Origin of the sequence: Micromonospora sp. S4605, from assembly GCF_003176715.1 — a bacterium.
Lineage (GTDB): Bacteria > Actinomycetota > Actinomycetes > Mycobacteriales > Micromonosporaceae > Micromonospora > Micromonospora echinaurantiaca.
The window spans coordinates 34,434-47,947 of sequence record NZ_QGSW01000146.1 but is presented as its reverse complement, the minus strand read 5'-3'; the positions used below and the strand labels follow the sequence as shown (position 1 = coordinate 47,947).

Annotated in this window: 11 protein-coding genes; 6 read left to right on the top strand and 5 right to left on the bottom strand. The window is 73.1% G+C overall.

Features of this window, described 5'->3' with window-relative positions:
- Positions 1 to 404, bottom strand: a 404-nt coding sequence (locus tag DLJ47_RS10450) for a PqqD family protein (protein ID WP_146228067.1), incomplete at its 3' end; no start/stop codon positions are given.
- 466 nt (positions 405 to 870) lie between these two features.
- On the opposite strand from DLJ47_RS10450, the gene DLJ47_RS10445 reads away from it, so the two are divergent.
- Positions 871 to 1,794, top strand: a complete 924-nt coding sequence (locus DLJ47_RS10445; RefSeq protein WP_146228066.1) for a hypothetical protein — start codon at positions 871 to 873, stop codon at positions 1,792 to 1,794.
- A 206-nt stretch (positions 1,795 to 2,000) separates the two neighbouring features.
- Positions 2,001 to 3,878, top strand: a complete 1,878-nt coding sequence (locus tag DLJ47_RS10440) for a Xaa-Pro dipeptidyl-peptidase (protein WP_109899840.1) — start codon at positions 2,001 to 2,003, stop codon at positions 3,876 to 3,878.
- A gap of 76 nt (positions 3,879 to 3,954) precedes the next feature.
- Here DLJ47_RS10440 and DLJ47_RS10435 read toward each other — a convergent pair whose 3' ends face one another.
- The gene (locus tag DLJ47_RS10435) at positions 3,955 to 4,767 is read right to left on the bottom strand and encodes an alpha/beta fold hydrolase (protein ID WP_109899839.1); all 813 of its coding nucleotides are present in this window, start codon (positions 4,765 to 4,767) and stop codon (positions 3,955 to 3,957) included.
- A gap of 71 nt (positions 4,768 to 4,838) precedes the next feature.
- Between DLJ47_RS10435 and DLJ47_RS10430 the strand changes: the two genes are divergently transcribed.
- The 4 genes from DLJ47_RS10430 to DLJ47_RS10415 all read left to right on the top strand — a co-directional run bounded on the left by DLJ47_RS10430 (position 4,839) and on the right by DLJ47_RS10415 (position 8,720).
- Positions 4,839 to 5,522 (top strand): TetR/AcrR family transcriptional regulator, encoded by a 684-nt coding sequence (locus tag DLJ47_RS10430; protein WP_109899838.1) that lies wholly within the window; start codon positions 4,839 to 4,841, stop codon positions 5,520 to 5,522.
- A 305-nt stretch (positions 5,523 to 5,827) separates the two neighbouring features.
- Positions 5,828 to 6,220 carry a hypothetical protein gene (locus DLJ47_RS10425; RefSeq protein ID WP_146228065.1) on the top strand — a complete coding sequence of 131 codons (393 nt, stop codon included), beginning with the start codon at positions 5,828 to 5,830 and terminating at the stop codon, positions 6,218 to 6,220.
- A gap of 237 nt (positions 6,221 to 6,457) precedes the next feature.
- Complete coding sequence (locus DLJ47_RS10420; protein WP_109899836.1) at positions 6,458 to 8,011, top strand: OFA family MFS transporter; 1,554 nt, start codon at positions 6,458 to 6,460, stop codon at positions 8,009 to 8,011.
- A gap of 43 nt (positions 8,012 to 8,054) precedes the next feature.
- The gene (locus DLJ47_RS10415; RefSeq protein ID WP_109899835.1) at positions 8,055 to 8,720 is read left to right on the top strand and encodes a M23 family metallopeptidase; all 666 of its coding nucleotides are present in this window, start codon (positions 8,055 to 8,057) and stop codon (positions 8,718 to 8,720) included.
- 62 nt (positions 8,721 to 8,782) lie between these two features.
- Here the strand turns inward: DLJ47_RS10415 and helR are convergent, their stop codons facing one another.
- From helR to narI, 3 genes are all read right to left on the bottom strand, one after another.
- Complete coding sequence (gene helR / locus DLJ47_RS10410) at positions 8,783 to 11,023, bottom strand: RNA polymerase recycling motor ATPase HelR (protein WP_233257762.1); 2,241 nt, start codon at positions 11,021 to 11,023, stop codon at positions 8,783 to 8,785.
- 159 nt (positions 11,024 to 11,182) lie between these two features.
- Positions 11,183 to 12,400 (bottom strand): MFS transporter, encoded by a 1,218-nt coding sequence (locus DLJ47_RS10405; protein WP_233257763.1) that lies wholly within the window; start codon positions 12,398 to 12,400, stop codon positions 11,183 to 11,185.
- Between the two features lie 255 nt (positions 12,401 to 12,655).
- A complete protein-coding gene (gene narI, locus DLJ47_RS10400) occupies positions 12,656 to 13,417 on the bottom strand; it encodes a respiratory nitrate reductase subunit gamma (protein ID WP_109899834.1) in 762 nt (253 codons plus the stop codon).
- Between the last annotated feature and the right edge of the window lie 97 nt (positions 13,418 to 13,514).

Here is a 13,514-nt window from a genome sequence, read left to right as displayed (position 1 = left end):
ACCCGGGCCCGCCCGATCCGCGCCTGCGGGTCGTACGGGGACTGGCGGGGGGTCGTGTCGATCCAGGAGTAGAAGTGCCGCGCGCGGTCGTACCGGGCGGCGTCGCCCGCGGTGAAGCCCTCCGGCAGGGGCGCCGCGGCGTCCTCGATGAACCCCTGTTCGATCAGCTGGTCCACCACCTCGCGGACGCTCTCCTCAGCGAGGCCCGGGTGGGTGACGGCGAGGTCCGCACAGACCTGGGCCACGTCCCGGGTGCCGTCCAGCAACGTCAGGAGCCGGGCGATGGTGCCGTCCTCGTCGTCCTGGATCTCGGCGGCCACGCCGTACTGCATCAGGCCGATGATCAGTCGGTTTCCCGGCAGGACGTACGGCTCGTGGACACTCTTGACACGCGGCCGGAGCATGCGCATCCGCCACCTCACAATGCTCACAGGGACAGCTGGGACGGAGCCGGCCGAGACGGGCCGGCGCCGGGACGAAACCCGGGTGGAGACGGCACTTCGGTCGCCACCCCCGATGTCATGTGGCGACCGAAGTGCCGGGCGGAAGGTCAGGCGCCGTTGCCCTCGCGGATGACCGTCGTCTCCAGCCGCTCCAGCTTGCGGACCTTGAGCGCGAGCTTCTTCGTGCCGGTCTGCTCGACCTTGGCCTTCTCCATGTCGTGCCTCCTCGGGTCGCATCGCCTCCCGGGCACCCCGGAAGGTGAGCCCACCCTGCCGTCCGCCGTCATCAGCTCAACACAAGTCGATCATCAATGGCGGCGTCCCGTCGCGGTGCGTGAACTCAGCGCTGCGGCACGTGGTGCGGGGCGGTGCTCCCGCTGTCGAACCGCCGCGCGGCGACCCGGATCGGCGTGATTGGATGTGCGCCGTGCGGCTGTCTGCGGGAACGGTGTGCTGGTCGGTGGTCGGCGGCGCGACGGTGGTGCACGTCCTCGGCGCGCTGTCGGACGCGCCGGTGCTCGCCGGGCAGGCGACCGGAGTGGCCCTCGCTGGCCTTGCCGCGATCGTGCTGCTCGGCGGCGGGCGGGGCCGCCTCGCCGTGGCTGCCGGGGTCGCCGTACTCGCGGTCGACGCCGTGGTGGCGGCCCGCGACCTGGCCGGGCCGAGGTACCTGTCGCCGTTCTACGCGCCGCTGAGCGCTCCCGGTCCGTACTCCGTCGGCGCCGACCTGGCCTGGCTGGGCGAGGCGTTGTCGGCGCAGCTCACCGCGCACTGGCCGACGTTGCTGGGTGTGTCGTTGATCTGCGGCGGCACGGTGCTGACGCTGGCCGACCGCCCGCGGACCGACGCGCGGTGGCCGCGCCGGGTCGGCTGGGTCGTCGTCGTGGTGGTGGCGGCCGTCCTGCTCGTCGACATCGACGGCGGGACGCTGGCCCGACGGCTGGTCACACTCGCCGCCCGGGTGCCGACCATGGTGGCGGTCGCCGCCGCACTGGCGGTGCTCGTGGTGGCCGCCGGCCGGCGGTGGCGCTCCGGCGTGCCGGCCGTGCTGGGCGCGTTGCTGCTGACCACCGCCGTGCTCAGCGCCGACCTGACGGCCACGGGGCCGGCCCGGCCGATAATCTGGCCCGAGTCGGACGCGGTCGCCGAGCCACAGGCGTTCCTGGCGGTCGGAATCCGCTCGGAGGCCTTCGTCGCCACCGCGGTCCTCGATGCCCCGTCGGCCGGCCTGGTCACGGCGCCGCTGCTGGCGCTGCTGGCGGTCCTCGCGATCGGGCTGCTGGCGCTCGCGGCGCCCGGCCGGGGCGGCGGGACCGTCCACCGTGGCGATCCGGACGCAGCCGGCGATTGACCGGCGGCGGGCGCCGCGCCTGCGCCGGTCGCGTGGTGTCGATCAGCGTCCCGGCTGAGCGACGGCGACCGTTCCCGGCCGCTCGGGTGTGGACGGATCGCCGGTCCGGATCAATCGACGGGGGTGCCCACCGCGCCCGGCGTGTGACATCTTCGGGACACCCCCTGGCCGAGCGTGGCCACCAGCCCGACCGAAGGGAGACGCGCGTGCGTCGATCCCGCTATCTGGCCCTACTCGGCGTCGGCGTGTCCGGCGCGTTGCTGCTCAGCGCCGCCCCGGCGGCGGCCCGACCCGCGGCCACCACCCCACCCGGCATCGTGGTCGTCGACGGCATGACCCAGCCGGTCTTCTCGCTCGCCGACGCGATCGAGGAGCGGGTGTACGTGCAGACCACCGTCGACACCGACCACGACGGCCGGCGCGACCGGGTGGCGATCGACATCTCCCGGCCCCGCGAGACCGCCACCCAGGGGCTCAAGGTGCCGGTCATCTTCGAGCACAGCCCGTACCGCAAGGACGTCTGGGGCGACGTGCCGTACCCGAGCGTGCTGGTGGACGAGCTGCCGCAGAACGGCCTGACCCGCGGCTCCGGGCTGCGGGCGCTCGACCTGGGCGTCCAGCGGGCCGGGGCGAAGGCCAACCTGCCGGGCTCGCTGGACGACTACTACGTGCCGCGCGGCTACGCGGTGGTGCTCGGCCAGAGCGTCGGCACCGGCGACTCCGACGGCTGTCCGACCAGCGGCGACCGGGCCGAGACGCTCGGCACCAGGGCGGTCGTCGACTGGCTGAACGGGCGCGCGCCGGGGTACGACGCGAACGGCGCGCCGGTCAGCGCCGGCTGGACCACCGGCGCGGTCGGCATGACCGGCGTCTCCTACAACGGAACGCTGCCCAACCAGGTGGCCACCACCGGGGTGGAGGGTCTCCGCACGATCGTGCCGGTCGCCGCGATCAGCAGCTGGTACGACTACTACCGGGCCAACGGGCTGGTCGTCGCACCCGGGACGTTCCAGGGCGAGGACACCGACGTCCTGGCCCGGTTCACCGCCGGCCAGGCCCGGGCCGAGGGTCGGTGCGCCGACGAGATCGCCCGCCTCACCGCGGAGCAGGACCGGGTGACCGGCGACTACACGAGGTTCTGGTGGGAGCGCGACCATCTCGACGCCCGACGGGTCGAGGCGAGCGTCTTCGTGGTGCACGGCCTCAACGACTGGAACGTCAAGACCGAGCACTTCGCCGGCTGGTGGGACGAGCTGACCCGGCGCGACGTCCCGCGCAGGATCTGGCTGCACCAGGGCGGCCACGGCGGCCCGGGCAGCAACGCGTCGGTGACCCTGCCCGACGGCCGGACCTGGACCTACAAGCAGACCGAGAACCGCTGGTTCGACTACTGGCTCTGGGGCGTACGCAACGGGATCATGGACGAGCCGACCGCGGTGGTGCAGCGGGAGAACCGCGTCTACACCACGTACGCCAACTGGCCCGACCCGGGCGCCCGTGAGGTCGCGCTGAAGCTGGCCGCGACCGACGCCACCGGGCCGGGCACGCTCACCGCGGGCAAGCGGCCGACGGGGAAGGTCGAGCAGGGCTTCGTCGACGAGGGCCGGACCGTCCACCCGGACGCCCTGGTGGCCAACCCCGACACGGCGAGCCCGCACCGGCTCGTCTACCGCTCCCCGGCCCTGAGCCACGACGTCCGGGTCTCCGGCCGGCCGGAGATGCGGCTGCGGATGGCGATCGACAACAAGCCGGACGCCAACCTCACCGTGTACCTGGTGGACTACGGCCCGGCCGGCTCGACCGCCGCACCGACGGTGGTGACGAGGGGCTGGATGGACCCGCAGAACCGTACGGACCCGGCCCGCACCCGGCCGGTGAGGCAGGGCAAGCTGTACGACTACCGGTGGACCCTGGAGCCGAAGGACTACGTCTTCCCGGCCGGCCACCGGATCGGCGTGGTCGTCTTCTCCACCGACCAGGAGTACACCCTGCTGCCGCTCGGCGGCACCCGGCTGCGGGTCGCGACGGACGACAGTGAGCTGCGGCTGCCGGTGGTCGGGGGTAGGGCCGTCCTCGGGTTCTGAACCGCCCCCGAGCCGGTGCGTCGCCGGCCGGGACGGGGGCGCACCGGTGCCACCGGTGCGCCCCCGCGCGGGACCGTCACGCCGTCGCGGTCAGGAAGGCCGCGAGCGGGTCGACCAGGCGGGCCGGCGCCCGGTTGATGCCGTCGTGGCCGCAGCGTGGCACCGGCAGGACCCGCATCCGCGGCAGTGCGGTGGCCAGGGCGGCGGCGATCCTCGGGTAGTACGGCGGCCCGGCCTGCCCGTAGGCGAACAGCACCTCGGCCTCGACCCCGGTGTACTGCTCGGGCGCGCCGCCGTGCGCCGCGACCAGGGCGGTCTCGTCGAGGGTGATGTCGAGCAGTTCGCTCATCTGCCGCCCGACCTGGGTGCGCAGGAAGAGCCGGCAGAGCGCGGTCTGCGCGCCGAGCGGCAGTCGGGACGCCGGGAGGTGCGGGTTCGCGGCGGCGCCGACGATCGCCATCGCGCGGGCCGGGTCACCGGCGCGGATCGCCGCCCGCGCCGAGGCGATGAAATCGCCGGAGAGGATGCCGTCGACGGAGATGGCCGGGTCGTAGAGCGCGAGCCGGGCGATCGGCAGGGTGAGTGCGGCGCGCAGCGCGATGAAGCCGCCCGAGCTGTGCCCGACGACCGTACGGGCGCCGGTGTGCGCGAGCACCGCGCCCAGGTCTTCGACCTCCTGCGTCACCGTGTACGGCTCGCGGCGCGCGGGAGCGTCCGCCCGACCGCGCCGGTTGTACAGGTGCACAGTGCAGCGCTCGCCGAGGGCGGTGGCCAGCCTCCGGTACTGCTCGATGGTGACCCCGCCGCCGTGCACCACGACGACGTCCGGGCCGGTGCCGGTGGTGTGCAGCACGATCTTCTCGCCATCCGGCGCGACGATCCGGTCCATGGGCGTTCCGCCTTCCCGCGTCTCCGCGTCGACAAAAACTGCGAACGACGTTTGCAGTTTACAGTGGATCGGTGAGCGACGCAGCCCCGAATTCCGGCCACTCCCAGCGCGAGTCGATCTGGCGCCGCCCCGAACGCGGCACCCGGGGCCCGGCGCCCGCGCACAACCGGGACGACATCGTGGCGGCGGCGATCGCGATCGCGGACGCCGACGGGCTGGCCGCGGTCTCGATGCGGGCGGTCGCCACCCGACTGGAGACCGGGGCGGCCTCGCTCTACCGGTACCTCTCCTCCCGGGACGACCTGCTCGACCTGATGGCCGACCGGGTGGCCGCCGAGCTGCGGCCGTATCCGGAGCCCGACGGTGACTGGCTGGACGCGATGCTGCGGATGGCCCGCGCCCAGCGGGCCGTGCACGAGCGGCACCCCTGGCTGTCCGACCTGAGCCAACGGGCGTCCGCGATCGGCCCGGAGGCGCTGGCGTTCTTCGACGCCTGCCTGCGGATCATGGCGCCGGTCCCGGCGACGCCGGTCGCCAAGTTCGAGGCGATCGGCGTGATGAACGGGATCTCCATCCTGTTCGCCCGGAAGCGGACGGCCGGTGAGGCGCTCACGTTCGCCGGCCTCGACGTCACCCCGTACCCGCACCTGGTGGCAGCCCTCACCCAGCCGCCCATCGCGCCCCCGGCCACGGACCTCTTCGAGCGGGCACAGCGGAGCCTGCTGTGCGGCCTGCTCGCGCCTGACCCGGCCTGAGCGGGCGTTCCGTCCCCGGCCGGCATAGTCGGCCGCCGGGAGGGGTAGAAGTACGTCACTGCGCCGGCAGCGGCTGGCGGCAACGTGGCCGGCCCCGCACCAGGGCTCGATCCCCCTCGACCCCGCTGGCGGCGCACCAGACGAGAGTGGAGCGTGGTCGACATGATCTTCCTGAATGGATCCGTAGCCCGGCAGGCGGCGTTGCCCGGGACGCCAGGCCGCGGTGTGCCGGCCCGGCGGCCGTACGCGCTGGTCGCCTCGCGCCGGCGGCACGGTCCCGCCAGCTGTCCGGGGCGGTGATGGCCGTGTCTGCGCTGTCCACCACCCGGCTGGAGTTCGCCAGCCCGGCGATTCCCCGTGAATACGTGGCGTACCTGCAGTCCAGGCTGCTGGAGGCCGAGGCCAGCCTGGCGGCGATGACCGAGAAGTACGACCGCACCAAGGCCCGCTTCGACCGCTGCTGCGCGCGCCGGGGCATCGACCCGGACACGGACATCGTCAACTACATCAACTCCAAGACGATGAACCCCGAGCTCAAGTTCTGGTACGCCAAGGTCGAGCACTTCCAGCGCGAGGTCACCGCCTACGGGGCGGCGCTGACCGGGCTCGAGGCCGCTCGCCGGATGCTCGGCTCCGGCGGCCGGACGGAGAACGTACGCCGAGGCAACGACCGGCGCGGCCTGAGCCGCGTCACCTGACGGCCCTCCGGCCCACGGACCTCGCCGCTCGCGCCTCCTCGCGAGCGGGCGGGGGTCCGCCGGATGCTTGCCACCGGCCAACCATCGCGCGCATTCCGCACCCGGTGGTCCTACCGCCCCACGGCGGGGATACACCGGCGCTGTCCGGGTACCCCGCCGTGTCCTGACGCGGTGGGACCCGCCACGGCCGTTCCACCGCGGACCGTACGTTCGCGCGCAGGAGGTGCGGAAGTGCCCGTGTTGGCCGCGCTCGACCCTCGGCACACCGTCGCGCCTCCCGGATACAGCCGGTGGCTGATCCCGCCGGCGGCGCTCGCGGTGCATCTGTGCATCGGACAGGTCTATGCGACCAGCGTGTACAAGAACTCGCTGATCGCCCGGTTCGACGTCAGCCAGACCGCGATCGGGGTGATCTTCAGTATCGCGATCGTGATGCTCGGTCTCTCGGCGGCGGTCGGCGGCACCTGGGCCGAGCGCAGCGGACCCCGAAAGACCATGTTCACCTCCGCCTGCTTCTGGGCGGCCGGCTTCCTGATCGGCGCGCTCGGCATCGCCACCCGGCAGCTCTGGCTGCTCTACCTCGGCTACGGCGTGATCGGCGGCATCGGGCTCGGCCTCGGCTACATCTCGCCCGTCTCCACGCTGATCAAGTGGTTCCCGGACCGTCCCGGGCTCGCCACCGGCCTGGCGATCATGGGGTTCGGCGGCGGCGCGCTGCTCGCCAGCCCGCTGTCGCGCCAGTTGCTCTCCCTCTACGACCCCGGCTTCGACCCCGCCAGGGCGGGGGCGGTGGCGTCCAGCGGCGCGCTGGTGGGGCTCTTCCTCACGCTCGGCATCGGCTACTTCGTGATCATGATGTTCGGCGTGTTCAACGTGCGGGTGCCCCCACCCGGTTGGCGCCCGGCCGGCTTCGATCCCGCGTCGGTGGCGCGCAAGCCCATGGTCACCCGGGCCAGCGTGTCCGCCGCGAACGCCATCCGCACGCGCTCGTTCTGGCTGCTCTGGATCGTGCTCTTCACCAACGTGACGGCCGGCATCGGCATCCTGGAGCAGGCCGCGCCGATGATCCAGGACTTCTTCCGGGACAACGGGGTGTCGGCCGTCTCGGTCGCCGCGGCGGGGGGCTTCGTCGGCGTGCTGTCGCTGTTCAACATGGCCGGGCGCTTCGTCTGGTCGTCGACGTCCGACCTCATCGGCCGCAAGCCGATCTACGTGCTCTACCTCGGCCTCGGCATGGTGCTGTACGTCCTGCTGGCGCTGGTCGGGCAGAACGCCACCGTGCTGTTCGTGCTGCTGGCCGGCGTCATCATCTCCTTCTACGGCGGCGGGTTCTCCACCGTCCCCGCCTACCTGCGGGACCTGTTCGGCACCCACCAGGTCGGCGCCATCCACGGCCGGCTGCTGACCGCCTGGTCCGCCGCGGGGGTGGCCGGGCCGCTGATCGTCAACGGGATCCTCGACACGCAGGGCAAGCCGGGCACGCTCACCGCCTCGGCGTACCGACCGGCCCTGTTCACCATGGTCGGCGTGCTGGCCATCGGTTTCATCGCCAACCTGCTGATCCGTCCGGTCCCGGAACGCTTCCACGAACCGGACACCGGCGGAGCCGTGCCGGTGGCGCCGGCCGAGAAGACCGACCCGGTCGCGCTGGGGCCGGAGAGCCGCCCCGCGGCGCCGGCCGTCGGGACGCAACAGGCCCGACTCTGGATCTCCTGGGCGCTGGTCACCGTGCTGCTCGGCTACGGCGTCGTGCAGACCCTGACCACCGCGGCGAAGCTCTTCACGGAGTGACCGACCGCACCACCCCGCAGCCGGAGGCTTGCCCGCGTCTGCCATGCTTCGGGCGGTGACGACCGGCCATCCTTCAGCCCGACACCGCGCCCGCCGCCACACCCGCAGACGTACCGTCCGGTGGATCCTCGCGCTCGGCGCGGCCGCGGCGATCGTCGCGGCCGCCCTGGTGGTGGTGCCACTGCTGCGGCCGCCGGGCCCGCGTCCGCTCTTCCAGCTCCCGGTCGCCTGCGGCGAGACCTGGCAGCTCGGCACCTACCCCGGGCACGACGACTTCGACGTCGACCTGTTCCCCACCACCGGCGAGGCGTGGGGGAGGCCGGTGCTCGCGTCCTCCGCCGGCACGGTCACCGTGGCCGGGATCAACGGCTCGCTGGGCGAGCGCACCCCGGACAACCCGAACGGCCCGCGCGGCCGGGGCGGGGGTTACTGGGTGAAGATCGACCACGGCGGCAGGTGGGAGACCCAGTACCTCCATCTGCTCGAACCGCCGCTGGTCAGGGAGGGCCAGCGGGTCGCCCAGGGCGAGCAGATCGGACGGGTCGGCAGCACCGGCAACTCCGGCGCCCCGCATCTGCACTACGAGCAGCGCCGCGGCTGGGAGAAGGTGGAGACCTACTTCGACGGCCAGCCGTCGGGCATCACGAACGACGACACCGAGTACACCGTCGAACGGACGAGCAACAACTGCTCCGCCGGGCAGCCGTAGCGGCCGTCGGCGCGGTGCCCCGCCAGGCGTGGACGGCGAGGCACCGTGCCGACCGGTCGGCGTCAGGAGCTGGTGAGGATCACGAGCTGCTGGGTCGCCCGGGTCATCGCGACGTAGCGGTCGACGGCCCCCTCGATGCCGGCGCCGAACGTCTCGGGGTCGACGAGGACGACCAGGTCGAACTCGAGCCCCTTCGCCAGTTCGGGGGTCAGCGACCGGACCCGGGAGGTGGCCTCGACAGTGGGATCGCCGATGACGCAGGCGATCCCGTCGGCGTGCGCGGCGAGCCAGGCGTCGAGGATCGGGCGCAGCTCCGAAACGGCTCCGTACCCGACGGGGACGCCGCCGCTGCGGATGGAGGTCGGCACGTTGGCGTCCGGGAGCGCGGCGCGGATGACCGGCTCGGCCGCCGTCATGATCTCCTTCGGCGTCCGGTAGTTGATGGTCAGGGACGCCAGGTCGATCCGGTCGAGCCCGATCCGTTCGAGCCGGTCCCGCCACGACTCGGTGAACCCGTGCCGGGCCTGGGCGCGGTCCCCGACGATGGTGAAGCTCCGGGACGGGCAGCGGAGCAGCAGCATCTGCCACTCCGCGTCGGTCAGCTCCTGCGCCTCGTCCACGACGATGTGCGCGAACGGGCCGGCGAGCCGGTCCGGCTCGGTATCGGGCGACACGCTCCCCTCGACCAGGGCGTCCCGTAGGTCCTGCTGGCGCAGCATCGTCAGCAGACCTTCGCCGTCGTCGTAGGCGTTGGCCTCGATCAGGTCGTCGACGACCCTGGTCATCTGCTCGCGTTCGACGGCGGCCGCGGTGTCGGACCGGCTCCGGCGCCCGGACGCCTGCGGGTCGCCGATCCGCTGCCGGGCCGCGTCCAGCAGCGGCAGGTCCGACAGCGTCCACGCCCGGGCGTCGTCGCGCTGGAGCTTCCGGATGTCGTCAGTGCTCAGCCAGGGGGCGCATTTTTGCAGGTAGGCGGGGACCGACCAGAGATCCGCGACGAGTTCGGCCGGGTCGAGCACCGGCCACGCCCGGTTGACGGCCGTGCGCAGCTCCGGGTTGCGCAGCAGCGACCGGCGGACCAGCTCGTCCGGCTCGTCGCCGTCGTACCTGTCGATCAGGATCGTGAGCAGTTCCGCCCAGATCGCGTCCCGCGCCTCGTTGTGCGGGGTGCCGGGATCCGGCGCGTCGAACGCGTCGGCCCAGTCGGCGGCGCTCAGCCGGAGTTCGGCGTCGTCGGTGGTGACCGTCATCCCCTTGGTCGGCGGCTCCTCGTAGAACCGGACGGCCGCCTCGATCGCCCGCACCAGGTCGGCGGACGACTTCAGCCGGGCCACCTCCGGGTCGGTCTCCACGCGCGCCGCGGCGCCCTCGGGGACGAGGTCCCGCAGGGTGCAGATCTGCACGTCCTCCTCGCCGAGGCTGGGCAGGACGTCGGAGACGTAGGTCAGGTAGGGCTGGTGTGGACCGACGAACAGCACGCCGCCGCGGCGGTGGCCGAGGCGAGGATCGGCGTAGAGCAGGTAGGCGGTGCGGTGCAGCGCGACGACGGTCTTCCCGGTACCCGGGCCGCCGTCCACCACGAGCGCGCCGTTCGATCCCGCCCGGATGATGGCGTCCTGGTCGGCCTGGATGGTGCCGAGCACGTCCCGCATCCGGTCCGACCGGCTGCCGCCCAGGCTGGCGATGAAGGCGGACTGGTCGTCGAGGGCGGCGGCGTGCCCCGCGAACCCGTCCGGGCTGAACACCTCGTCCCAGTAGTCGGTGATCCGGCCCCGGGTCCAGCGGTACCGGCGGCGGCTCACCAGACCCATCGGGTTGGCGTGGGTGGCGCCGAAGAACGGCTCGGCCGCCGGGGAGCGCCAGTCGAGCAGCAGCCGACGACCGGCGCTGTCGGTGAGGCCACGCCGTCCGATGTACACCGGCTCCGGGTCGTCCGCGCTGACCATGTGCCCGAGGCAGAGGTCCAGACCGTAGCGATCCAACGCGCGCAGGCGAGCGGAGAGCCGGCGGACCTCCTGGTCCCGGTCGACCGCCTGCCGGCCCTTGCCGCCGGGCGCCTTGCGCGCGGCGTCGAGGCGGTCGGACAGGTCGGCGGACAACTGCTCGAGGCTCTCCGCCATGGCCGCGAAGTGCCGCTCGTCGTGGGCGATCAGCGCCGGGTCGGCCTTGCCGGCGAGCTGGTCGGGCAGGTCGAACACGCTGGTGCCGGTCACGGGTGCCCGGCCGCCGTTGCCACCGGCCGCGCCGCCCGCCGCCGGCTCGCCGTTCCCACCCGCCCCATACGTCGACATGAACGTACGCATGTCGCAACTCCCCCCCATTTCCGCCAGATCCTGGCCTCGGCCAGCGATTCTGCGGCACGACCCGGGTCTTGCCACAAGCCCCCGGGTCCGCTATACCTTGAAAATGGAGGGGAGCAATCCCCCTTTTTCTTGCCTGCCCCCTTCGGGGATCCGGTGCCGTCAGGTGTCGCGCCGGGCCAGGCCGCCCATCTTCACCGCGGTGAACACCGCGGCGGCCAGTGCGACGTCGGAGAGCAGCATCAGGCCGATGGCGTACGAGCCCTGCACGCCGTACACCCAGCCCATCACCAGCGGCGGGACGAATCCGCCGAGGCCACCGGCGGCGCCGACCAGCCCGGTGACCGCGCCGACCTGGTCGGCCGGGGCGACCTTGCCGACCAGGGCGAACACGGCGCCGCTGGCCGCGCCGAGCAGCACCGCCATGCCGAGCAGCGCGACGGTCGCCACCGGCATCAGCCGGGGCTGGAAGGCCTGCACCACCGCGAAGACCGCCACCCCGCCGAAGCACCAGACCAGCACCGGCACCGGGTGCAGCCGGTCGGAGAGCCAGCCACCCAGCGGGCGGGCCAGCACGGCGAGCACCACGAACCCGGCGGTGCGCAACGCGCCGTCCCCGGCGCTCAGGTCGTACGCGGTGCGCAGGTAGGCGGGTAGGTAGACGCTGAACGCGACGAAGCCGCCGAAGCCCACCGCGTACAGGAAGCACAGTTGCCAGGTGACGGTCAGCCGGCCCACCACGGACAGCCGCCGCCAGGCCGATCCGGCCGGTCGTGCCCGGCCCGGTGCGTCCCGCAGCAGCAGGAACGACAGCACCGCGTAGCCGGCCAGGATCGCGGCGACCAGCAGGAACGGCGCCCGGTCACCGTAGGCGTCGGCGAGCCGGACGGTGGTGAAGTTGGCGATCGCGGTGCCGCCCATGCCGACGCCGAACACCCCGATGGCGAAGCCGCGCCGGGCGGGCGGGTACCAGCCGGACACCAGCGGGACGCCGACCGCGAAGGCGGTGCCGCCGATGCCGAGGAAGAAGCCGGTAACGATCAGCGCCGGGTAGGACGAGACCACGCTCAGGGTCAGCACCGGCACGATGGTGGCGAGCGTGACCAGCGGGAAGACCACCCGAGCCCCGTACCGGTCGGTGAGCGCGCCGACCGGTACGCGCCCCAACGACCCCACCACCACCGGTACGGCCACCAGCAGGGACTGCGCGGCGAAGCTGAGGTCGAGGCGCTCCTTGATGCCGGGGCCGAGCGGCCCGAGCAGCGCCCACGCCCAGAAGTTGACCAGGAAGCCGAGGGTGGCCAGGGCGAGCTGGAGCGTCGCGCCGGACCTGCCCGGCGTCGGCGTGCCGGGCGGGTCGACGTGGGGCGCACCCGGCATCGTGGCGGTGTCCGTCGGCTGTCCGTTGCGGGCGGTGGTCATCGCTGCTCCCGATCGGGTCGTCGGACCGCCCGCTGGCGTCGGCAGGCGGTGCGGATTCCTGTCGCTACGAGCCTCGTCGCGCCGATCGCCGCCGAGCAGGGCCGGAGGTCACCCCTCGGCGGGGACGTCGCCCCGGCCCGTCGGTGGCCGTCATGTTGACGCGGCCGCACCGGACAGGCACCGTGCTCACCGTGCTCACCGCGCTCACCGTGCTCACCGGGCCGAGCGGCTGCGGCCGCCGCGCGGAGTGGGCAGTCGGGGCGGGCCCTCCCAGCCGCGCCGGCTCGGTCGCAACCCGGGCCGCTCGTCCCGGCTGCGGTACACCACGTACGGCCGGGTGACGTAGCCGACCGGAGCGCTGAACGCGTGCACCAGGCGGGTGAACGGCCAGAACGCGAAGAGCGCGAACGCCCCCAGGATGTGGATCTGGAAGGCCACCGGGACGCCGGCCATCACCGCCGGGTCCGGGCTGAGATAGAACAGCGACCGGAACCACGGGGAGATCGTCTCCCGGTAGTCGTAGCCGGGACCGGAGACGTTGGCCCGGACGGTGGCCCAGAGCCCCAGCACGATCACCCCGGCGAGCACCAGGTACATCGCCTTGTCGTTGCGGGTGGTGGCGGCGAAGACCGGGCCGGTGAGCCGCCGGCGGGCGATCAGGATGCCCAGCCCGATCAGGGTGCAGAAGCCGGCCACCGTGCCGATGAACACGGCCATCAGGTGGTACGTGTGCTCGGTGACGCCGACCGCCTCGGTCCACGCCTTCGGCACCAGCAGGCCGCCGACGTGTCCGATGAGGACCATCAGCACCCCGAAGTGGAACAGCGGGCTGCCCCAGCGCAGGATGCTGCTCTCGTAGAGCTGGGAGGAGCGGGTGGTCCAGCCGAACTTGTCGTACCGGTAGCGCCAGATCAGGCCGCCGACCAGGACCGCCAGCGACAGGTACGGGTACACCACCCACAGCAGCGTGTTCACCGGTGCCTCCCTTCGTTCGCGACTGCGGTACTCCGCTGCGCTGCGTTCCTCGCGCTCACCGGTGCCTTCCTTCGTTCGCGACTGCGGTACTCCGCTG